The 20,265-nt window shown below is 70.0% G+C and carries 20 protein-coding genes; 6 read left to right on the forward strand and 14 right to left on the reverse strand.

The features are described from left to right. Positions 1 to 275: 275 nt before the first annotated feature. On the reverse strand, positions 276 to 488 hold the full coding sequence (locus ACIBI4_RS18950) for a hypothetical protein (protein WP_399205056.1): 213 nt from the start codon (positions 486 to 488) through the stop codon (positions 276 to 278). A 214-nt stretch (positions 489 to 702) separates the two neighbouring features. Here ACIBI4_RS18950 and ACIBI4_RS18955 point away from each other — a divergent pair, with 214 nt between their 5' ends. Further along, positions 703 to 1,887, forward strand: a complete 1,185-nt coding sequence (locus ACIBI4_RS18955; RefSeq protein WP_399205057.1) for a pyridoxal phosphate-dependent aminotransferase — start codon at positions 703 to 705, stop codon at positions 1,885 to 1,887. A 76-nt stretch (positions 1,888 to 1,963) separates the two neighbouring features. On the opposite strand, the gene ACIBI4_RS18960 is transcribed toward ACIBI4_RS18955, so the two are convergent. Next, on the reverse strand, positions 1,964 to 2,827 hold the full coding sequence (locus tag ACIBI4_RS18960) for an immunity 49 family protein (protein WP_399205058.1): 864 nt from the start codon (positions 2,825 to 2,827) through the stop codon (positions 1,964 to 1,966). A 358-nt stretch (positions 2,828 to 3,185) separates the two neighbouring features. Continuing rightward, positions 3,186 to 4,097: a GNAT family N-acetyltransferase gene (locus tag ACIBI4_RS18965; RefSeq protein WP_399205059.1), complete on the reverse strand. Its 912-nt coding sequence runs from the start codon at positions 4,095 to 4,097 to the stop codon at positions 3,186 to 3,188. Between the two features lie 165 nt (positions 4,098 to 4,262). Here ACIBI4_RS18965 and ACIBI4_RS18970 point away from each other — a divergent pair, with 165 nt between their 5' ends. Next, on the forward strand, positions 4,263 to 5,459 hold the full coding sequence (locus ACIBI4_RS18970) for a hypothetical protein (protein ID WP_399205060.1): 1,197 nt from the start codon (positions 4,263 to 4,265) through the stop codon (positions 5,457 to 5,459). 9 nt (positions 5,460 to 5,468) lie between these two features. On the opposite strand, the gene ACIBI4_RS18975 is transcribed toward ACIBI4_RS18970, so the two are convergent. Both ACIBI4_RS18975 and clpB read right to left on the reverse strand, forming a co-directional pair. After that, positions 5,469 to 6,017: a YbjN domain-containing protein gene (locus tag ACIBI4_RS18975; protein ID WP_399205061.1), complete on the reverse strand. Its 549-nt coding sequence runs from the start codon at positions 6,015 to 6,017 to the stop codon at positions 5,469 to 5,471. Positions 6,018 to 6,126: 109 nt separating this feature from the next. After that, positions 6,127 to 8,712 carry an ATP-dependent chaperone ClpB gene (gene clpB, locus ACIBI4_RS18980; protein ID WP_399205062.1) on the reverse strand — a complete coding sequence of 862 codons (2,586 nt, stop codon included), beginning with the start codon at positions 8,710 to 8,712 and terminating at the stop codon, positions 6,127 to 6,129. Between the two features lie 183 nt (positions 8,713 to 8,895). Between clpB and ACIBI4_RS18985 the strand changes: the two genes are divergently transcribed. Next, positions 8,896 to 9,300, forward strand: coding sequence for a pyridoxamine 5'-phosphate oxidase family protein (locus ACIBI4_RS18985; protein ID WP_399205063.1), 405 nt, complete (start codon positions 8,896 to 8,898; stop codon positions 9,298 to 9,300). A 113-nt stretch (positions 9,301 to 9,413) separates the two neighbouring features. Here ACIBI4_RS18985 and ACIBI4_RS18990 read toward each other — a convergent pair whose 3' ends face one another. Together ACIBI4_RS18990 and ACIBI4_RS18995 are read right to left on the reverse strand one after the other, a co-directional pair. Beyond that, a complete protein-coding gene (locus ACIBI4_RS18990; RefSeq protein ID WP_399205064.1) occupies positions 9,414 to 9,749 on the reverse strand; it encodes a hypothetical protein in 336 nt (111 codons plus the stop codon). Then, a complete protein-coding gene (locus tag ACIBI4_RS18995) occupies positions 9,746 to 9,955 on the reverse strand; it encodes a hypothetical protein (RefSeq protein WP_399205065.1) in 210 nt (69 codons plus the stop codon). The genes ACIBI4_RS18990 and ACIBI4_RS18995 overlap by 4 nt, the downstream gene beginning before the upstream one ends. Positions 9,956 to 10,084: 129 nt before the next feature. Between ACIBI4_RS18995 and ACIBI4_RS19000 the strand changes: the two genes are divergently transcribed. After that, the gene (locus tag ACIBI4_RS19000) at positions 10,085 to 11,104 is read left to right on the forward strand and encodes a helix-turn-helix transcriptional regulator (protein WP_399205297.1); all 1,020 of its coding nucleotides are present in this window, start codon (positions 10,085 to 10,087) and stop codon (positions 11,102 to 11,104) included. Between the two features lie 15 nt (positions 11,105 to 11,119). On the opposite strand, the gene ACIBI4_RS19005 is transcribed toward ACIBI4_RS19000, so the two are convergent. Then, complete coding sequence (locus ACIBI4_RS19005; RefSeq protein WP_399205066.1) at positions 11,120 to 12,091, reverse strand: LuxR C-terminal-related transcriptional regulator; 972 nt, start codon at positions 12,089 to 12,091, stop codon at positions 11,120 to 11,122. A 296-nt stretch (positions 12,092 to 12,387) separates the two neighbouring features. Between ACIBI4_RS19005 and ACIBI4_RS19010 the strand changes: the two genes are divergently transcribed. Then, positions 12,388 to 13,302, forward strand: a complete 915-nt coding sequence (locus ACIBI4_RS19010) for a class I SAM-dependent methyltransferase (RefSeq protein WP_399205067.1) — start codon at positions 12,388 to 12,390, stop codon at positions 13,300 to 13,302. A gap of 92 nt (positions 13,303 to 13,394) precedes the next feature. On the opposite strand, the gene ACIBI4_RS19015 is transcribed toward ACIBI4_RS19010, so the two are convergent. Genes ACIBI4_RS19015 through dnaK form a run of 4 tightly spaced genes read right to left on the reverse strand, consistent with a single transcriptional unit; the run spans position 13,395 to position 17,619 of the window. Continuing rightward, positions 13,395 to 13,850 (reverse strand): heat shock protein transcriptional repressor HspR, encoded by a 456-nt coding sequence (locus ACIBI4_RS19015; protein WP_399205068.1) that lies wholly within the window; start codon positions 13,848 to 13,850, stop codon positions 13,395 to 13,397. A gap of 5 nt (positions 13,851 to 13,855) precedes the next feature. After that, a complete protein-coding gene (gene dnaJ / locus ACIBI4_RS19020) occupies positions 13,856 to 15,043 on the reverse strand; it encodes a molecular chaperone DnaJ (RefSeq protein WP_399205069.1) in 1,188 nt (395 codons plus the stop codon). Positions 15,044 to 15,082: 39 nt separating this feature from the next. Continuing rightward, positions 15,083 to 15,757, reverse strand: coding sequence for a nucleotide exchange factor GrpE (gene grpE / locus ACIBI4_RS19025; RefSeq protein ID WP_399205070.1), 675 nt, complete (start codon positions 15,755 to 15,757; stop codon positions 15,083 to 15,085). After that, on the reverse strand, positions 15,754 to 17,619 hold the full coding sequence (gene dnaK, locus ACIBI4_RS19030; RefSeq protein WP_399205071.1) for a molecular chaperone DnaK: 1,866 nt from the start codon (positions 17,617 to 17,619) through the stop codon (positions 15,754 to 15,756). Before dnaK ends, grpE begins: the two co-directional genes overlap by 4 nt. 204 nt (positions 17,620 to 17,823) lie before the next feature. Here dnaK and ACIBI4_RS19035 point away from each other — a divergent pair, with 204 nt between their 5' ends. After that, positions 17,824 to 18,642, forward strand: coding sequence for a glycosyltransferase family 2 protein (locus tag ACIBI4_RS19035; RefSeq protein ID WP_399205298.1), 819 nt, complete (start codon positions 17,824 to 17,826; stop codon positions 18,640 to 18,642). Here ACIBI4_RS19035 and ACIBI4_RS19040 read toward each other — a convergent pair. Together ACIBI4_RS19040 and ACIBI4_RS19045 are read right to left on the reverse strand one after the other, a co-directional pair. Further along, the gene (locus ACIBI4_RS19040; protein ID WP_399205072.1) at positions 18,631 to 19,443 is read right to left on the reverse strand and encodes an FkbM family methyltransferase; all 813 of its coding nucleotides are present in this window, start codon (positions 19,441 to 19,443) and stop codon (positions 18,631 to 18,633) included. The two genes, ACIBI4_RS19035 and ACIBI4_RS19040, sit on opposite strands and share 12 nt — an antisense overlap. Beyond that, the gene (locus tag ACIBI4_RS19045) at positions 19,440 to 20,264 is read right to left on the reverse strand and encodes a WecB/TagA/CpsF family glycosyltransferase (RefSeq protein WP_399205073.1); all 825 of its coding nucleotides are present in this window, start codon (positions 20,262 to 20,264) and stop codon (positions 19,440 to 19,442) included. The genes ACIBI4_RS19040 and ACIBI4_RS19045 overlap by 4 nt, the downstream gene beginning before the upstream one ends. Position 20,265 lies beyond the last annotated feature (1 nt).

Genomic DNA, 20,265 nt, shown 5'->3' on the forward strand with positions numbered 1-20,265 from the left:
ACTCTTCAACAAGCAGGTGCCCGACGGGACTTCTCTCCCCGCCGGGCACCTTGGTGTGACGACTATGCCGGATGCATTCCCTCTGGCAGTTGCCACGTACTGACCGGCTCCCCGACCGGCTCGCTGACCGGCTCCCCGACCGGCTCCCCGAATGCACCGCCCGATCGGCGGCCCGCGCCGGCCTTCCGGTGACGGACCGGCTGCCCCGTGTCAGCCGCCTCCGCCGCGGAGCGGCCGCCCCGTGCCGGCCGCTCCGCCCGTGCCATGAGGCCTGGTCAGCTGCCTCCACCACCGCATCCGCCGCCACCGCCGCCACACGACGAGCCGCTGCTGCACGACGACCCGCCGCCGCAGCCACCGCCGCCGCCGCTGCCGCCGGCCCAGCCACTGCGCCGGCGGCGCCCCGAGCTGCTGTTCCCCTGTGCGCCGACGACGCCCAGCACCGCCAGAACGACGACCACGACGGCCACCGCGATGAAGATCCCCACGGAGATCACCCCGCCTTCCTGTCCCCCGAAGCGGCGATCCCGCTTCTTGCGTGCGGTGGGGATGCCCCGCGCCGGAGCGCCCCAAAGCGGAGTTGAGCTACTTCAGAGGTTCGGGGCTCGGTGTTCGGGGCGCTGGGTTCGCGGCTCTGGGTTTGGGGCTCTGGGTCCGGGGTTCGCGGTTCGGGGTTGAGCGGGTGCACCCGGTCGGCCCAGGATGTCCGCCATGACCGCACCCGCAGCCCGCCCGCTCCTCAACGCCCGCCTCGCCGAGTTCGGCACCACGATCTTTGCCGAGATGTCCGCGCTCGCCGTCCGCACCGGCGCCATCAACCTCGGCCAGGGCTTCCCGGACACGGACGGCCCCGAGTCCGTACGGGAAGCGGCAGTACGGGCGTTGCGCGACGGCCGCGGCAACCAGTACCCGCCGGGCCCGGGCGTCCCCGAGCTGCGCACCGCCATCACCGACCACCAACAGCGCTTCTACGACCTGACCTTCGACCCCGACACCGAGGTCCTGGTCACCGCGGGCGCGACGGAGGCCATCGCCGCGACCATGCTCGCCCTGCTCGAGCCGGGCGACGAGGTCATCGCCTTCGAGCCGTACTACGACTCGTACGCCGCGACCATCGCAATGGCGGGCGCCAAGCGCGTCCCCCTGACGCTCCGCGCCCCGGACTTCCGCCCCGACCTCGACGCACTCCGGGACGCGATCACCGACCGCACCCGCCTGCTGCTCCTCAATTCCCCGCACAACCCGACGGGCATGGTCCTGACCCGCGACGAGCTGACAGCCATCGCCGAGCTGGCGGTCGAGCGCGACCTGATCGTGGTGACGGACGAGGTGTACGAGCACCTGGTCTTCGACGGCGAGCACGTACCCCTCATCTCGCTCCCCGGCATGCGCGACCGCACGGTCTCGATCTCATCCTCCGGAAAAACCTTCTCGTTCACGGGCTGGAAGGTCGGCTGGATCACCGCCGCGGCCCCACTGATCGCGGCGGTCCGCACCGCCAAGCAGTTCCTCACGTACGTCTCCGCGGGCCCCTTCCAGTACGCCATCGCGGAGGCGCTGCGACTCCCGGACACCTACTTCACCGAGTTCCGCACAGCCCTCGCCGCCAAGCGCGACATCCTCTCCGCGGGCCTGGAAGCGGCAGGCTTCGAGGTCCACCGCCCCCAGGGCACGTACTTCATCACGACCGACGTCGCCCGCCTCGGCGAACACGACGCCCTCACCTTCTGCCGCTCCCTGCCGGAACGCTGCGGCGTGGTCGCCGTGCCCAACTCGGTGTTCTACGACGACAAGGAGGCGGGCCGCAGCCAGGTGCGGTTCGCGTTCTGCAAGCAGGACGACGTACTTCACGAGGCTGCCGGCCGCCTGCAGCGGTTGGAGTGCTGACCTGGCGCTGTCGAGCGTATTGCAGCTCAGGTAGCACTGCAGAAGGAGCAGATGTTCATCGTGCGGCCGGCTCGGATCAGGTGGGGAATTCCCCGAGCCAGGCCCGGTTGAGGAGTTCGCTCGGAATGTAGGGCGATTCGATGTCGAGCGGGAACTGGGCATCGTAGGCAAGGCAGGCCATGGCCAGCGGCCCGAGCGCGAGGTAACCCTCCACCGAGCTCGCACGGTCCTCCGATGCGCTCCAGTACGCCTTGTGCTGTTGCAGCGCCTCAACAAGCGTCTGCTGGAATTCCTCTCGGTCCTTGCGGATGAAGCGGTGGAAGAGGCTGATCGGCTGGAAGAGGAGTCTGTCCAGCGACTCCGGGTCCGTGGTCTGCGCTCGTTCGGGGTGAGACATCTCGATGGCTGCAACCAACTTGTCTACAAGACCCGGCTGTTCAAGCCAGTAGGTCTGCAGCGTATCGATCCAGTGAAAGATGAACTTGTCGTATTCCACCGGGCTTTCACGCAGCATCTCGAGCGTCACGTTGCACAGCATGGTCATGCGGGCCTGATCGCGGCACACGATTGCGAAGTAGAAGGCCGTGAGCCAGTTTCCGGCCGTGTGGGCCGACAGCGGTCCGGTGGGCGCCAGGGCGCGGATCTCGTCGCTGATGCGGCACTCGACCGGGTCGCTTCCACGTGGAGCGGACGTGGCGAAGAGCGCGGAGCTGATCTGCATCGCGGAGACCACTGCCTCCCACGTGGGGAGGTAAGAGGCGTCCGGGTCGACGGCCAGGCGCGCGTTGACGTGAACCTGGGCGACCATGAGCGTCGCATCGAGCATGTCCGGGGAGCGCTCCAGAGCGTCGACCATAGAAGCCAGTTGCTGGCCAAGGCTGCCGGCGTAAGCCGCGTCGTCCGGCCCGGCGCTGCCGTGCCTGCTGACTGACACTGTCACGGGACGTTCCTGCCCTATCCGAATTCCGCTTGAACGAGTCAAAAGCCGCCTTACCCGACCCGTTGAACTTGCCTTCGAGGGGCTGCGCGGCAGCGATCAGCTGACGGATCAGCGACCCCAGATCATCACTCGACGTCTGCGACTGCGACCGCAGACTCGACAGCACCGACGCGCCCATATCGAACTTCATACGTGCACCCACCCCCGTGGATATCGATCTACCAGGCAGAGCTGGACCGGCCCTGCAACCCCGTCCTGCGCATGCGGAACATACGCACCACCGCTGTCGATCATCCTCACCCGAATGCCCCTGCAAACACCATGTGGATCAGGCCAAACCGGATTCGGCGCGTGCGACTCAGAGATCGAGCCACCAGCCTCGGGACGTCTGCGTGAGCGGGGCGAAGCCCGCGTGCGTGAGGAACGTGTGCAGGGCGGGTTCGTCGGGCTCCGTGTAGGCGAGCAGCCGCGTGGTGCCTCCGAGGGTGAGCCAGTCGGCGGCCTGGCCGAGGAGCCACGTGGCGATGCCCCGGCGGCGGTGGTCGTTTGCGGTCCAGAGGTTGCCGAGGTCGGCCCAGCCGGGCTGGCTCGCCAGGCGGGTCGGGCCGACGACGCCCGCGTCGACCTCGATGGCGCCGGCCTCGATGGCGCCGCGGTACGCGGTGAAGCGGGTCCCGTTCACGCCGAGTGTGCGACGCACCGTCAGGCCGCCAGGGGCCGGCGGGCGCGGCAGGGCGTCGACCGTCGCGAGCAGGACTGTCTCGGTGTGCTCGCCCGGTGTGAAGCCCGCGCCGCGCAGCAGGGTCCGGATGTGCGGCCACTGTTCCGGGATGCCGTAGACGCCGGGTGCGGGCAGGGCGCCCTCGGCGACGAGGCGGGGCGCGCGCCAGTCGCGTGCCTGTGCCACGACGGCGTCGGTGAGGGTGGCTGCCGCGCGGGACGCGTCCGGCCAGAACGGGGCGTCGAGCCAGTGGAGCAGCCACTGGAGTTCGGCCGTGCCGCGGTACGACGGGCCGACCTCGCGTCCGGTGCCGTAGCGCACGAGGTGGGCGGCGGCGCTGATGCGGCCGCGCTGATCGGCGACGAGGGTGGTGCGCTCGCGCACCCACGGGTCGACGACGAACTCGCCGGGCTGCCGCTCGATCTGGCTCAGTACGGCGTTGACCGGTACGGACACACCCGGCGTGACCGCCTGGACGTGGGCGTTGACCAGGTCGGTCAGCTGATCACGGTCACCGCGCCGGAACGCGCGGACCTCCACCGTGGACATGGCTCTCCCCTTCACTCATCGGTCCTGAGGAAAAGCCGCCACCGGTGCGGTACCCGGCCACGGTAGCGCGCAGCCCGCGTACGCCGGTTGAAGTCCCGGTAACGGATTGGCCGCCCCCGGACGCGTTCACCCAGCACGTGGGGACAAAAGCCGCATCGTACGCATGTGACGCAGAATCAGATCCGGCCCGCCCGCCCCCTCGTCCGCCCGGCCGTCGCGGCCGGGCACCTCCCCGCCCCCGTCCTCGCCCTCGGCGTCTTCGTCGCCGCGCGGTGTGCGGGGATCGCGGTGCTGGCCGTCGTGGCGCGGTGGACCGGGCAGGGGACGTTCGCGCTGCTCGGCGGGTCGTGGGACGCGCGGTGGTACACGGGGATCGCGGCGCACGGGTACGGGCGCACGCTGCACTTCGGGCCCGACGTCACCCACAGCGACCTGGCGTTCTTCCCGCTGTACCCGGGGCTGATCCGCGCCGTCACCACCGTGCTCCCGGTGAGCGGGGGCGCGGCGGGGCTGCTCGTCGCGTGGAGTGCGGCCGCGCTCGCCGCGTACGGGATCTTCGCTCTCGGCGCGCGCCTCTACGACCGGCGTACGGCGACGCTGCTCGTCGCGCTCTGGGGGCTGCTTCCGCACTCGGTCGTGCTGTCGGTGGCGTACACCGAACCGGTCCTCACCGCGTGCGCCGCCTGGTCCCTGTACGCCCTGCTCACCGGCCGCCCGCTCGCGGCGGGCGCGCTGGCGGCGCTCGCGGGTCTTTCGCGGCCGAGCGGGTTCGCGGTCGCGGCGGCGGTGATCGCGGTGGCCGCGTATCAAGGGGTACGGGACGGAGGTGCCCGGTGCGTACGGGACGGAGGTGCCCGGGCCCGGTGGGTGGCGGGTGCGCTGCTCGCTCCCGCCGGGTGGTGCGCGTACGTCCTGTGGGTGGGGCGGCGGCAGGGCGATCTGCTCGGCGGCTACTTCGCCGTGCAGGACGGCTGGGGTTCGCGCTTCGACTTCGGGCTCGCGTCCCTGCGCTTCACGCGGCACCTGCTCCTGGACGGCGACCGCTTCGTCTTCCCCGTGGCGCTGCTCGTCGTGGCGGCCGGGGTGGTCCTGTTCGCGCTGCTCGTGGCCGACCGGGCGCCGCTCGCGCTCCTCGTGTACAGCGGGGTGCTGCTCCTGATCGCGGTCGGCGGCTCCGGGTTCTACGAGTCCAAGGCGCGCTTCCTGCTCCCGGCGTTCCCGCTGCTCGTCCCGCTCGCGCGGGCCCTGGCCCGGACGACGAGAGCCCGGCCGTGGCACGCGGGCGTGGTGCTCGCGTCCCTGGCCGGGCTCTCGCTCGGATACGGGGCCTACCTGGTGGCCGTGGCCCGGATGCCGCTGTAGACCGGGCGGCTACTCGCCGTCCTCGTCCGCGGGCTTCTCCGCCGAGTCCACGTCCTCGACGAGGCCGAGGTGCTCGACCAGCCAGCGGTCGAACTCGATAGCGGCGCGCACCCAGCTGACCGTCGAGGACACGAAGTGCTCAAGGAGCACACCGGTGCCGATGAGGGTCTGCGCCTCGCCGATGAGGCGGATGGTCGCGGTGCCGTCCTCGTCCTCGTGGGTGTGGCTGTAGACCTTGGGCCACAGGGTGCGGCGGTTCCAGTCGTCGATCGCGTCGAGGATCTGGGTCTTGGACTCCATGGCGTGCGGACGGTCGTAGAACGTGCGCACCGAGAAGACGGCCTGGTCGCCCTCACCACGGAACATGAAGTACGTACGGAACTCCTCCCACGGCGCGACGAGGTCACCCTCGTCGTCCACACCGTGCTTGAGCTCCATCTGGTCCAGAAGCTGCTTGACGAGATCCTGGTCCGGGACGACGGCGCCCGCCGGGCCCTGGGCCTGCTGCTGCTTGGGCTGGCCCCCGAAATTCGGAATCGAGGACGGGTCGATGCTCACGCGGGATTTCCCTTCGTACGGATTGACCCATCCTCTCCCATGCCGGGCGGGGCTTGTAAAGCCCCGCCCTGGGCGGGTCCGGGGGTTCCGCTGCGGGCGGACGGGATGCCTACGCGGCCGGGCCCACGACCAGCCCCTCCCCGGCCACGTCCACCCGCACCGTGTCCCCGTCCTGGACCTCCCCGGAGAGGATCTCCTTCGCGAGGCGGTCACCGATCGCGGTCTGGATGAGGCGGCGCAGGGGGCGTGCGCCGTACGCCGGGTCGTTGCCCTCGTCGGCGAGCCAGGCGAGTGCGGCCGGGGTGACGTCGAGCGTGAGCTGCCGTTCGGCGAGGCGCCTGGCGAGGCGGGCGATCTGGAGCTCGGCGATGTGCGCCAGCTCGTCCTTGTTCAGGGCCGAGAAGACGACGAGGTCGTCGAGGCGGTTGAGGAACTCCGGCTTGAACGAGGCCCGGACCACCTCCAGGACCTGCTGCTTCTTCTCCTCCTCCGACGTCAGCGGCTCCACCAGATACTGGCTGCCGAGGTTCGAGGTCAGGATCAGGATCGTGTTGCGGAAGTCGACCGTGCGGCCCTGCCCGTCGGTGAGGCGCCCGTCGTCGAGCACCTGCAGCAGGACGTCGAAGACCTCCGGATGCGCCTTCTCGACCTCGTCGAGCAGCACGACGGAGTACGGACGCCGGCGTACCGCTTCCGTCAGCTGTCCGCCCTCCTCGTATCCGACGTAGCCGGGAGGCGCACCCACGAGCCGGGCGACGCTGTGCTTCTCCCCGTACTCCGACATGTCGATACGGACCATCGCCCGCTCGTCGTCGAAGAGGAAGTCGGCCAGCGCCTTCGCCAGCTCGGTCTTGCCGACACCGGTCGGTCCGAGGAAGAGGAACGAACCGGTGGGGCGGTCGGGGTCGGCGATGCCCGCGCGCGTGCGGCGCACGGCGTCCGAGACCGCCTGCACGGCCTCGCTCTGCCCGATGAGCCGCTTGCCGAGCTCGCCCTCCATGCGCAGCAGCTTCTGCGTCTCGCCTTCGAGGAGGCGCCCGGCCGGGATCCCGGTCCAGGAGCCGACCACGTCCGCGATGTCGTCAGGCCCGACCTCGTCCTTGACCATCGTGTCCTTGGCCACCTCTTGCTCGGCCTCGGACGCCTCCTGCAGCTCACGCTCCAGGGTGGGGATCTCCCCGTACAGCAGCTTGCTCGCACTGTCGAAGTCGCCGTCGCGCTGGGCGCGTTCGGCCTGGCCGCGCAGGGCGTCCAGCTTCTCCTTCAGCTCACCGACCCGGTTGAGGGAGGACTTCTCCTTCTCCCAGCGCGCGGTGAGCCCGCGCAGCTCCTCCTCCTTGTCGGCGAGGTCGCGGCGCAGCTTCTCCAGACGCTGCACGCTCGCCGCGTCGGTCTCCTTGCCGAGCGCGAGCTCCTCCATCTTCAACCGGTCGACGGCGCGCTGGAGTTCGTCGATCTCGACGGGGGACGAATCGATCTCCATACGGAGACGGGAGGCGGCCTCGTCGACCAGGTCGATGGCCTTGTCGGGCAGGAAGCGCGAGGTGATGTAGCGGTCGGAGAGCGTGGCGGCGGCCACGAGCGCGGAGTCCGCGATGACGACCTTGTGGTGGGCCTCGTACCGCCCCTTCAGGCCGCGCAGGATCGCGATGGTGTCCTCGACGGACGGCTCGGCGACCAGGACCTGCTGGAAGCGGCGCTCCAGGGCGGGGTCCTTCTCGATCCGCTCGCGGTACTCGTCGAGCGTGGTCGCGCCGACCATGCGCAGCTCGCCGCGGGCGAGCATGGGCTTGAGCATGTTGCCCGCGTCCATGGCGGAGTCGCCGCCGGCGCCCGCGCCGACGACCGTGTGCAGCTCGTCGATGAACGTGATGATCTGCCCGTCGCTCTCCTTGATCTCGGAGAGGACGGTCTTCAGGCGCTCCTCGAACTCACCGCGGTACTTGGCGCCCGCGACCATCGCACCGAGGTCGAGGGAGACGAGCCGCTTGTCGCGCAGCGACTCCGGTACGTCGCCCTTCACGATCCGCTGGGCGAGCCCCTCGACGACGGCGGTCTTGCCGACACCGGGCTCACCGATGAGCACGGGGTTGTTCTTGGTGCGGCGGCTCAGCACCTGCACCACGCGCCGGATCTCCTGGTCCCGCCCGATGACGGGGTCGAGCTTCCCCTCGCGTGCGGCGGCGGTGAAGTCCGTCCCGAACTTCTCCAGCGCCTTGTACGAGCCTTCGGGATCGGCGGTGGTCACGCGGCGGGCACCCCTCGTCTTCTGGAACGCGTCGAGCAGGCGCTTGGCGGTGGCGCCCTCCCCGGCCAGTACGGAACCGGCCCGACCGCCCTTCTCGGCGGTCCCGATCAGCAGATGCTCGGTCGACAGGAACTCGTCACCGAGCTCCTTGGCCCGTTTCGCGGCCTCCGTGATCACGGCGAGCATCTCGCGGTTCGGCTGCGGCGGCGAGACGGTGGACCCCGTCACACTCGGCAGCCCCGCGAGCACGCGCTCGGCCCCGGCCCGTACGACGGCCTGATCGGCGTCGACGGCGGCGAGCAGGTCGGTGATGTTCTCGTTGTCCTGCCCCTCCAGGAGCGCAAGCAGCAGGTGCGCGGGGGTCAGATCGGGGTGTCCGGCGGACACGGCGCGGCTGGTCGCCGCGTTGATCGCGTCCCGGCTCCTGTTGGTCAGCTCGGCGTCCACGTGGGGGGTCTCCTCCTGGTGGTAGGGGTCGGCGTCGGGCCCGGTCAGGGTCTGACTGGGTCAACGTGCACAAAGTTGAGTCTATTCCACTCAACTATTCCACTCAAGGTGCGCCGTCACGGCGTCCGGCCCACTCGAGGTACCGCCGTCACGGCGTCAGGAGGGATGGCTTAGGTTCCGGTCATGGCCATCGACCCGCGCTCCCCCGACGCCGCCTACCTCAGCTTCTGGCGCGAACGGCACATGTGCACCCTCACGACGCTCCGGCCCGACGGCACCCCGCACGTGGTGCCGGTCGCGGCGACGTACGACCCTGAGGCCGGGGTCGCGCGCGTGATCACCAACAAGGCGAGCAAGAAGGTGTCCCACATCCTGGCGGCGGGCCCGGACGGCGCCCGCGTGGCGCTCTGCCAGGTCGACGGCCGGCGCTGGGCCACGCTGGAGGGCCTCGCCCGGATCCACACGGACGAGGAGCTCATCGCGGACGCGGTCGAGCGCTACACGGAGCGGTTCACGCGCGTGCCGTCACCGAACCCGGACCGGGTCCTGGTGGAGATCACACTGACGCGTGCGATGGGGCGGAGCTGAGCCGGCCGCCCCGGCCGGGCCCCGAAAACACAGCGGCGCCACCGTGTTCAGGTCCACGGTGACGCCGCTGTGGGGGGAAGCGCCTGAGCGATGTTTGACGACGGGGGATCGCGTCAGGCACTGCGGGGGGTGGCGGGGATTTGTACGGGGTCGACCAGCGGCTCGACAAGCTGGTGGTCGCGCTGATCAAGGTTCACGAAGATCATTCCGTAGCGCACCGCACACCGCACGGGCTGCGGCGCGCCACGGGGCCGGCGCAAGCACCGGAAGGCCCGGACGTCATCGTCCTCCGCGTCACGCACGACCACCACGGGCTCACCGAACAGGGTGACCATCAACGAGTCACCAGGGCGGGGAATCGCCGTGGCGAGATCGATGAAGTGCCAGCCCGAGCGGTAGGCGGTGGCCATTTCGCGACGGAAGGTTCTGTCGTCCGGGGGCGTCGTCATGCGCGCCCGCTCGGGGAGGCAGAGCCCCACGTCGGCTCACCCGCGAGCACGCTGCCTGCAGGCTCGCTGCCCCACGTCGGTTCGCCGACGGCGGTGTTGCCCGCGGGAGCACTGCCCCACGTCGGCTCGCCATTGGCGACAAACACACCGAGGGCGGCTGCCGCCGCGATGGCCAGAGCGCTGAGTGCACGAACCATCCTGGTCATGGCCGTTCTCCACCTCGTTTGATCAAACTCCTTGACTCCTGCGTTTAAGACGATGGCTCAGACAGAACCCTTCCACCAGCAGATACAGGCATCATGTTCCTGTAATTCAGGACCCTGAGGGGGGTGGAAATGACGTCAAAGCGGGGCGATTCGGGAAGGCATCAGGGCGAAGAAGAGCGGTGCACTGGGGACGATCTGTGCACCGGTGGCAAGGACCTGTACGCGCAAGCTCTGCGTGCGGGGCGCATCAGGCGCTCTGCTGTGCAACATGTGCCATGCCTGCTTCGGCTGGCGCTGCTGCGCCCCGATTCCGAGGACACCGAATGGCTCTGGCCGGTTCCCCCGTCGGTCGCGCTGAACCAGCTGATACACCCCCTTGAACGGGAGATCCACGAGCGTAGACAGCAGGCCAGCTCCCTCGCCGATGCGTTCGAGCCATTTATGACGATCACCACGCCGGCGCCGACAGCAGACCATTCGATCACGGTGCTCGACGGGTTCACGGCCATCAACGCCGCGCTCGACCGCGCGATGGACGAGTGCACCGAGGAGTTGCTCGCCATACAGCCCGGAAGCGGACGTACTCCCGAGGTTCTGGAGGAAGGGCTGCGCAGGGTCGCGCCACTGATCGAGCGCAAGGTACGCATGCGAACCCTGTACCAGCACACCGCCCGACATCATTCGGCCACCATCGGATACGTCGAGCGCGTGGGACCCTACGGGCTCGAAGTGCGCACTCTCGAGGAGATCGTCGACCGGTTGATCCTCGTGGACCGCAAGGTGGCGTTCGTACCCGCCCGGAGTGACCGCCGGGTCGCCCTCGAACTGCGCCATGAAGGTCTTGTCAGCTACTTGGTCGGAGTGTTCGAGCAGTTCTGGCTGCTCGGCACCGATTGGGCGGAGGAAGTCCACTACCAGGCGGAACAGCACGGCCTCACGGGCGTGCAGCGCTCGATAGCCAAACTTCTCGTAGAGGGCCACGTGGACGAGGCCATAGCCCGCCGCCTCGGCATGAATGTCCGCACCTGCCGGGCCCACATAGCCAAGATCGCCGCCACCCTCGGCAGCGGCAGCCGGGCTCAACTCGGGTATCTGATAGCGAAGTCGGGGATCCTGGAACAGGACGATCAGGGCCCGTCCCAGGCATGATCCGCCGGACAGGCCCTAGGCGGGCGGTACGTGCAGGCCGGTCTGGGCGATGCGGACGCCGAGTTGGGTGCGGGTCGCGCAGCCCAGCGTCTCGGAGAGCCGGCCTATGTGGTGCCTGCATGTGCGTACGTTGATGCCGAGCCGCTCAGCGATGACGGCGTCGGTGTACCCCTCGGCCAGGAGGGCCGCGATGGCGTGTTCGCGGTGACTGACGCCCTCGACGACGCCGGCGTAAGGCACGTGTTCGGAGAACGGAACAGCCCGGTGCCAGAACCTGTCGAACACCCCGACGAGATAGTCGATCAGGGCAGGATGCCTCAACTCCAAGGCGACCGAGCGGTCCGGACTGGCCGGAATGAACGCCACGGCGCGATCGAAAATCAGTAGGCGCTCGCCCACCTCGTCGAGCGTGCGGACCTCCACCGAGCCTTCCAGCTGCTCCAGGTAGGTCTCCAATCCCTGCCCGTGCCGGGCGACATGGGTGTACAGACTGCGGGTGCGCACCCCTCGTTCCTGCAGGTCGAGCGCGCGCGGCAGCGCCCCGCTCAGGTCACGCTCCGAACGGATACCGGACGGCTGCATGGCACGCAATTCCGCGACACAGGCGGCTGTCGCCTCGTCGATGGCGAGGTTGATACGCGGCATGCCTTCGAGCACCCTGAGTGCAGCACTCGGAGAAGCATTCGCTGCCCTGGGTACGGCACTTCGCTCGGCCATTCCGGCGAGCACGCCCGCCCTTCGTCGTATCTCCCCCAGCTCTCCCTCGAATTCCCGCAGCAGACGAGCGACCACCACGCCGGGATTCGTGGGCAGCAACCACGCCATGTCCAAGGGATCCGGGTGCAAGAGGCCCAACTCGACCAGGCAGCGCGCATCCGTCACCTTCGACCGCGAGATTCGCCCAGCCTGCAGCGCCGCCTGATAGGCCTCTTCTCCGGCGTCGCACAATTCCTCGACGTCATGCCGATGCGTATCGCCTTCGGCCACCGCCCTACCCCCAAATCCGGTACTCCGCGCCCATTATCCCGGGGCTCGACGCAGAACTGACGCCACCTGACCCATCCCCTCACCTCCCCCACAAATGCAGCCAAGCCCAAGAGGGCCCACCCGTCCACGAGAACCGGAACATCCCGGCCACCACCCTTGAAGACAAAGGGCCCTCACCTTCAGCACCGCACACAAAAGGACCACCCCCTTCCGTAGCCCAACTGCCATCCCCGCTTCTCCCGCAGGGGCCCGCACATTGGTTGTGACGGGGAGAGCCTCGGCCTACGGTCCACGCCATGCGAGCGCTCATCACCAGCAAGGCCGGCAGGCGTACCCTGCGGCCCATCGTCCAGCTCATAGACCAGCGAGTGGAACGCCAGGTCCGGCGTGTCATCGAGGAGTCCGGACGGGCCGAGGTGACGCAGCAGGAGCTGAACCGGCTGCGGAACCGGCAGCGGCCGTTGGAGCTGTTCTTCGACGGCACCGGGCGAGGGGCGTCCAGGCTGCCTTCCGCGCCTCATCTCAACCGGACCATCAGTGAGTTGACCGAGGTGACGGGCGCCGGGCAGGAGGCCGTCGAGCGGACCGTCGCGCAGGCATTCCGGCTGCTCATCGCATTGGAGGCGCTGGGTGTGGGGCGGATCGCGGGCGGCACGATGAACATCGTGGGCAAGCTGTCCGCCGTGCCGCTGCTCGATCCGCCGAACGACGAGTTCCTGGAGATCGGGACGCTGTACGGGATGTTCAGCGCCGGGATGAGCCGGATGATGCAGCGGGCCGGCCGCACGCCGGAGCTGACGATCGTCGACCCCTTGGCAGGCAGCCAGCTGCAGCCCGGGGCCACGATGGGCGTCGACGCTTCCGGTACGCCCGTGAACGAGGCCGCCGTACGCACCAACCTGTCACTCGTCGGCGCCGACGCCCGTATCCGGCAAGGGTTTTCGGAGGACCCGGAGGTCCGCGCCGAGATCTCCGACCGCGAGTACGGCGTGATCATCGTGGACGGTGACCACTCCGCCGCGGGCGTCGCCGCCGATCTCGAGTGGGCCGAACAGATCGCCGCGCCAGGCGGGGTGGTCGTGCTCGACGACTTCGGTCACCCCAAGTGGCAGGGGATCAAGGAGGCGTTCGATAAGCACATGGCAGGTCGGACCCGGTTCCGGTTCCTCGGGCAGGTCGCCCACTCCGGCTACCTCAAGGCAGAGGGGTAGCGGGGGCAGCGGCTTCAGTACAGCGAAGAAGGCCCCTTCCTGTCAGTGGCAGGAAGGGGCCCTCGTTCAGGCCGTGGGGAGCGGGACGCCGCTCAGTCCGTGGGCTTCTTCGGCCGCCACACCACGAGCGCCGACGTCTGCTGGACCTCCTGATAGGGCACCAGATCGCGGCGGTACGAGGCGTGCACCGCCGCTTCACGTTGCTGCAGCGTGGCGGCGGCTCCCTCCAGCGCGGCGGCGAGTTCGGCCACGCGGGACTGCAGCGCGGCGACCTGGTTCTCCAGCTCGATGATGCGCTTGATGCCGGCCAGGTTGATGCCCTCGTCCTGCGACAGCGCCTGCACCTGGCGGAGCAGTTCGATGTCGCGGGCCGAGTAGCGCCGGCCCCGGCCCGCGGTGCGGTCCGGGGAGACGAGACCGAGGCGGTCGTACTGCCTCAGGGTCTGCGGGTGCAGGCCGGACAGCTGCGCCGCCACCGAGATGACGTAGACCGGTGTCTCGTCGGTCAGTTCGTACGGATTACGGCTTCGCCCCGAGCGGCTGTCCATGTGCCTCATGCTCCCTTCGCGGCCTGGAAGAGTTCTGCCCGGGGATCGTGGTCCTCAGTCGCCTCGGCATAGGCGGTGAGGGCGTCACGCGCCCCGTCGGAAAGCTCCGTCGGCACGGCCACTTCGACCGTGACGAGGAGGTCGCCCCGCGTCCCGTCCTTGCGGACCGCACCCTTTCCGCGGGCGCGCATGGTGCGGCCGTTGGGGGTGCCCGGGGGCAGTTTGAGCTTGACCGCGGGGCCGCCCAGGGTCGGGACCCTGATCTCGCCGCCGAGGGTCGCCTCGGTGAAGGACACCGGGACGGTCACCGTGAGGTTGTCGTCCTTGCGGCCGAACACCGGGTGCTTGTCCACGTGCACGACGACGTACAAGTCGCCCGCGGGCCCGCCCCGTTCACCGGGTGCGCCCTTGCCGCGCAGCCGGATCCGCTGGCCGTCCGAGACGCCCGCCGGGATCCGGACCTGCATGGTGCGCGAGGACTTGGCGCGGCCGGAGCCCTTGCAGACCTCGCAGGGGTCCTGGGCGATGAGGCCGCGGCCCTTGCAGTCCACACACGGGTCGGTGAGCGAGAAGCCGCCACCGCCGCCGCGCGAGACCTGGCCGGTGCCGACACAGGTCGGGCACACGCGAGGCGTGCCGTTCTTGTCGCCGGTGCCCGAACAGGCCTTGCAGGGCTGCTGCGAGGACATCCGCAGCGGGACGGTCGCGCCGTCCACCGCCTCGGTGAAGGACAGGGTGACCTCGGACTCGATGTCCTGGCCGCGGCGGGGCTGGGTCCGCGGACCCGTGCCGGTGCCGCCGCGGTTGAACAGCCCGCCGAACACGTCCCCGAGGCCGCCCCCGAAGGTGCCGCCCTGGGTGCCCTGCGAACCGCCCGCGCCGCCGCCGAAGAGGTCGCCGAGGTCGAAGTTGAACGAGCCGCCGCCCGCGCCGGGACCGGCACGGAAGCCGCCGTTCCCGAACAGGGCGCGCGCCTCGTCGTACTCCTTGCGCTTCTTCGGGTCACCGAGGACGTCGTTCGCCTCGGAGATCTCCTTGAAGCGCTCCTCCGCCTTGGCGTTGCCCTTGTTGGCGTCCGGGTGGAACTCGCGGGCGAGCTTGCGGTACGCCTTCTTGATCTCGGCCTCGGTGGCGTCCTTCGGGACGCCGAGGACCTTGTAGTAGTCCTTCTCGATGAAGTCCTTGGTGCTCATCCCCGGCGTCCCTCCTCACGTCTACCGGTGGTGATCGCGTCAGCCCTCGTCCGGGCCACCGCTCTCCTTGTCGTCAGCGGCCGCGTCATCGGCGTCCTTGGCCGCCTGCGCGCCCGGCTGGGGCTCGGCGACGGCCACCCGCGCGGGGCGGATGGTGCGCTCGCCGATGCGATACCCGGGCTGCAGGATCGCGACGCAGGTCGTCTCCGTGACGTCCGGCGCGTACGAGTGCATCAGGGCCTCGTGGATCGTCGGGTCGAAGGGCTCGCCCTCCTTGCCGAACTGCTGCAGGCCCATCTTCGCCGCGACCGTCTCCAGGGATTCGGCCACGGACTTGAACCCGCCCACGAGCTCGCCGTGTTCACGGGCGCGCCCGATGTCGTCGAGCACCGGGAGCAGCTCGGTCAGGAGGTTCGCCACGGCGATCTCCTTGACCGTGATCCGGTCGCGCTCCACCCGGCGGCGGTAGTTCTGGTACTCGGCCTGCAGCCGCTGGATGTCCGCGGTGCGCTCGTTGAGCGCCGTACGCATCTGGTCCAGCTGCGCCGTCAGCGCCACTGTCGCGTCCCCGGCCGGGGCCGCCCCCTCCTTCTCAGGAGCGGGGGCGGCCTTCGGCTCGGCGGACTCGGCGGCCTCGGAGGTGTCGCCGTTGTCGCCGGAGGAGACGTCGGTGGGCTCGTTCTGCTCGTCGAACCCGGGGGTCTCCTCGGTCACGCGGCACCGCCCTTGTCAAAGTTGGGCTTCTCGTCGTCGACGATCTCGGCGTCCACGACGTCGTCCTCGGCCTTGGCCTCGCCCGGCTGGTCCTGCGGACCCTCGGCGCCGCCCGCGGCCTGCGCGCCCTGGGCGTCGGCGTACATCGCCTGGCCCAGCTTCTGCGCGACGACCTGCACCTTCTCGGTGGCGGTGCGGATCGCGGCCGAGTCCTCGCCCTTGAGCGTCTCCTTGAGCTCGCTCACGGCCTCCTCGACCTCGGTCTTCACCTCGCCCGGGACCTTGTCCTCATTGTCCTTGAGGAACTTCTCCGTCTGGTAGACGAGCTGCTCGCCCTGGTTACGGGACTCGGCGGCCTCCTTGCGGCGCTGGTCCTCGTCCGCGTACTGCTCGGCCTCCTGGCGCATGCGGTCGACCTCGTCCTTCGGCAGCGAGGAGCCGCCGGTGACGGTCATCTTCTGCTCCTTGCCCGTGCCGAGGTCCTTCGCGGTCACGTGCATGATGCCGTTGGCGTCGATGTCGAAGGAGACCTCGATCTGCGGGACACCACGCGGGGCCGGCGGCAGACCGGTCAGCTCGAACATCCCGAGCTTCTTGTTGTACGCCGCGATCTCGCGCTCGCCCTGGTAGACCTGGATCTGCACGGAGGGCTGGTTGTCCTCGGCCGTCGTGAAGATCTCGGACCGCTTGGTCGGGATCGTGGTGTTGCGCTCGATGAGCTTGGTCATGATGCCGCCCTTGGTCTCGATACCAAGCGACAGCGGGGTCACGTCGAGGAGCAGGACGTCCTTGACCTCACCCTTGAGGACACCGGCCTGCAGGGCGGCGCCGATGGCGACGACCTCGTCCGGGTTCACACCCTTGTTGGCGTCCTTGCCGCCGGTGAGCTCCTTGACGAGCTCGGCCACGGCGGGCATACGGGTCGAGCCGCCGACGAGAACGACGTGGTCGATCTCGGACAGCTGGATGCCGGCGTCCTTGATGACGTTGTTGAACGGGTTCTTGCACCGCTCGAGAAGGTCGGACGTCAGCTGCTGGAACTGGGCGCGCGTGAGCTTCTCGTCCAGGTGCAGGGGGCCCTCGGCGGAGGCCGTGATGTAGGGCAGGTTGATCGTGGTCTCAGTGGAGGACGAGAGCTCGATCTTCGCCTTCTCGGCGGCCTCGCGCAGGCGCTGGAGCGCCATCTTGTCCTTGCCGAGGTCCACACCGTGACCGTTGTTGAACTGCTTCACCAGGTAGTCGACGACGCGCTGGTCCCAGTCGTCACCACCGAGGTGGTTGTCACCGTTGGTGGCCTTCACCTCGACGACGCCGTCGCCGATCTCGAGCAGCGAGACGTCGAAGGTGCCGCCACCGAGGTCGAAGACGAGAATGGTCTGGTCGTCCTTGTCGAGACCGTAGGCCAGGGCGGCCGCAGTCGGCTCGTTGACAATACGCAGGACGTTCAGACCCGCGATCTCACCGGCCTCCTTCGTCGCCTGACGCTCGGAGTCGTTGAAGTACGCCGGGACGGTGATGACCGCGTCCGTGACCTTCTCGCCCAGGTACGCCTCGGCGTCCCGCTTCAGCTTCTGCAGCACGAAGGCGCTGATCTGCTGGGGGTTGAAGTTCTTGTCGTCGATCGCGACCTTCCAGTCGGTGCCCATGTGGCGCTTCACCGAGCGGATGGTGCGGTCCACGTTGGTGACGGCCTGCCGCTTGGCGACCTCACCGACGAGAACCTCGCCGTTCTTCGCGAAGGCGACGACGGACGGCGTGGTCCTGGCGCCCTCGGCGTTGGTGATGACGGTGGGCTCGCCGCCTTCAAGAACGCTGACGACAGAGTTAGTCGTGCCCAGGTCGATGCCGACCGCACGTGCCATTTCGATTCCTCCATACGGACTTGAGTGGAACTCGCTCAAGGATGCATCACCGATCGGATGGAGTCAACAGAACTGAGTCGAGCCGACTCAACTTTTATCCCTTCCTTAGGTGCAATACCTGGCCACTCCCAGCCTGACCTGCGCTTTTACAGCGCCTCACCCGCCCGAGGAGTCCCATTGGTGCCGCTGCGTCTCGCCGTTCTCATGACCTGCCACAACCGGCGCGCGACCACCCTGGCCGCGCTCGACGCCCTCGCCCGTCAGCGCGGACTGCCCCGCGGCACCGAGATCCGCGTCCACCTGGTCGACACCGGATCCACCGACGGCACCCCCGAGGCGGTACGCCGTGCCCACCCCGGCGTCGACCTCATGTGTGTGGCGGCCGATGTGCACTGGGGGCAGGGCATGCGCATCGCCAGCCGCAACAGCAGGGCAGCGGGCCGCGAACCGTTCACGCACCAGTTGTGGCTGCACGACGACGTGGTCCTCGACGACGACGCCCTCGCCCGGCTCATGGAGACGTCCCGGGTCCTGAGCGGCGCGGTGCTCGTCGGCGCCGTCCACGACGGCACCGCCACCACGTACTCCGGGCACACGGGCCGCGATCTTCACCTGGTCGAACCGTCCGGACGGCCCCGGCCCTGCCGCACGTACGACGGCAAGGTCGTGCTGCTGCCGCGCGCGGTGCGCGACCGGATCGGCGACATCGACCGGCGCTTCCCGCACGGCATGGGCGACTACGACCACGGCTTCCGGGCACGCAAGGCGGGCATCCCCGCGTACGTGGCGCCCCGCCACGTCGGCCGCTGCCCGGCCGGACCGCCGCGGCGCGGCTCGCGCGAGCCCGGGATCGGGGTGCGCGAGGCCCTGCGCCGGGTCACGTCCGCGGCCGAACTCCCGCCGCGCGTCTGGTGGGTGTACTGCCGGCGGCACACCGGGCCCTGGGCTCCGGTGCGCCTGGTGACGCCCTATCTGATGACGGCGGTACGGGCCGGTGCGGGGCGGTGGACCTCAGCCGGATGAACCCCGCTCGGCCGAACCCCGTCCGGCCGGACGGAAGCAGACCAGGTCGCACTGCAGCAGCCGCCCCGTCCGCGGGTCGCTGAGGCCGGGGACCATCGAGGTCAGGCCGAGGCCCAGGTCCTCGCGGGCGATCCGCAGCGCCTCGTCGAAGCCGAGGCCGCCCTCGAAGAGCGGCGCCATCGAGGTGCCCACCTGCAGGCCGGCGATCTCGTCGGCCCAGTCGCCGAGGCCGCGCAGCACCTGGGCCTCGTAACCCTGGACGCCGACGTTGAGGAAGATCCGCTCGCCGGGCGCCGTCACCTGCTCCCACAGCTCGTCGAGCCGCCGCATCTCGACGGCCTGGGACCCGACGTACGCGGAGGCCGGTGCGGCCTCGTGATGCAGCGGCAGCATCGGCAGGACGGAACTGCCGGCGCCGTCACCGCCCGCCACGTTCAGGGTGGCGGTGCCCGAGGTCTCGCCGAGCGCGTACGGGTGCACGGTCCAGGTGTCGTCGGCCTGGGTGCGGTGCAGCAGGGCGGTACGGGGTGCGGCGAGCGGTTCGAACGAGACGATCCGGCCGTGGTAGCCGCTGCGCCGCAGCAGGCTGCCGTACGCACCCGCGTGCGCGCCCACGTCGAGCACCGTGTCGATCTCGTGCGTGGCGAGCAGCCGGACGAGCCGCAGCCCGGTGCGGTCGGCCGGGTAGCGGCGGACGTCGATGCCGAACTCCTGCACGGCCGTCCGGACGCGGCGCAGCAGCGTGCCGGACGCGGTGGCGACCGCCGGTCCGCTCATGGGCCCGCTCATCGGTCCGCTCATCGGCCGGTTCCCTTCGTACGGGTCCGCAGGACGGCGGCCGCGAAGCGCAGGCTCCCCCACGCCACCGTCCGTTCCTCCCTGGCCTGTGGATACAGCCGTTCCAGACCGCTGCCCCGCAGCCACTGCGGCGGCTGCGGACCGGTCCCGGCCACGGCGTCGAAGGCCGCGCGGCCCGCCGCCACGTACACCGCCGGGTGCAGGGCGGCGAGGCGGGCGGCCTCGTGGTCGCGGCGCGGGGCGGCCAGTCCGAGCCAGATGATCTGGGCGCCCGACGCGGCGATACGCGCCGACTGCGCGACGCGTTCGGCGTCGGTGAGGCCGCGGCGGGGCGGGGCCTCGGTGCCGACGATCCGGGCACGCGGGTTGCGGGCGAGGAGCGCGGCGGTGAGGGCGTCGAGTACCTCGCGGGACGGTCCGAGCAGGTAGTGGCGCAGGCCCACCGCCTGGCCCGTACGGAAGACGTCGAGGAGGAGGCCGGAACCGTCCACGCGGGTGCGGGGCAGGGTGCGGTCGCGGTGCAGCAGCCGCCCCGCGTGCACCACACCGCGCCCCGCGGGCAGGTTGAGCGCGCTCGCGCGCAGCAGCCGGTGCAGTTCCGGGTCGGCGTCGGCGAGGGCCAGGGAGGCGGCCGTGCACAGATGGACGTCGGCGGGCCCGCCCTGCGCGGCCAGCCGGATGACCGCCGCGGCGGCGTCGGCCGGGGTGACGGCCGCGACGGGAACGCCCGTGCAGGGGACGGTCGCGGCGGTGACCACCGGGGGCAGGGCACCCCGGCGGGCGGGGTGCAGACCGCCGTACAGACCGCTCTTGAGTGTGCTCACG

The organism is Streptomyces sp. NPDC050418 (genome assembly GCF_044458745.1).
GTDB lineage: Bacteria > Actinomycetota > Actinomycetes > Streptomycetales > Streptomycetaceae > Streptomyces.

Bases quoted from the DNA above. Each gene is read 5' to 3' on its own strand.
- ACIBI4_RS18995 (WP_399205065.1), bottom strand. From the start codon at position 9,955: ATGACCAGGATGGTTCGTGCACTCAGCGCTCTGGCCATCGCGGCGGCA.
- ACIBI4_RS19010 (WP_399205067.1), top strand. From the start codon at position 12,388: ATGCGAGCGCTCATCACCAGCAAGGCCGGCAGGCGTACCCTGCGGCCC.
- ACIBI4_RS18955 (WP_399205057.1), top strand. From the start codon at position 703: ATGTCCGCCATGACCGCACCCGCAGCCCGCCCGCTCCTCAACGCCCGC.
- ACIBI4_RS19040 (WP_399205072.1), bottom strand. From the start codon at position 19,443: ATGAGCGGACCGATGAGCGGGCCCATGAGCGGACCGGCGGTCGCCACC.
- ACIBI4_RS19015 (WP_399205068.1), bottom strand. From the start codon at position 13,850: ATGGACAGCCGCTCGGGGCGAAGCCGTAATCCGTACGAACTGACCGAC.
- dnaJ (WP_399205069.1), bottom strand. From the start codon at position 15,043: ATGAGCACCAAGGACTTCATCGAGAAGGACTACTACAAGGTCCTCGGC.
- ACIBI4_RS18990 (WP_399205064.1), bottom strand. From the start codon at position 9,749: ATGACGACGCCCCCGGACGACAGAACCTTCCGTCGCGAAATGGCCACC.
- dnaK (WP_399205071.1), bottom strand. From the start codon at position 17,619: ATGGCACGTGCGGTCGGCATCGACCTGGGCACGACTAACTCTGTCGTC.
- ACIBI4_RS19035 (WP_399205298.1), top strand. From the start codon at position 17,824: ATGACCTGCCACAACCGGCGCGCGACCACCCTGGCCGCGCTCGACGCC.
- ACIBI4_RS18965 (WP_399205059.1), bottom strand. From the start codon at position 4,097: ATGTCCACGGTGGAGGTCCGCGCGTTCCGGCGCGGTGACCGTGATCAG.
- ACIBI4_RS19000 (WP_399205297.1), top strand. From the start codon at position 10,085: ATGACGTCAAAGCGGGGCGATTCGGGAAGGCATCAGGGCGAAGAAGAG.
- ACIBI4_RS18985 (WP_399205063.1), top strand. From the start codon at position 8,896: ATGGCCATCGACCCGCGCTCCCCCGACGCCGCCTACCTCAGCTTCTGG.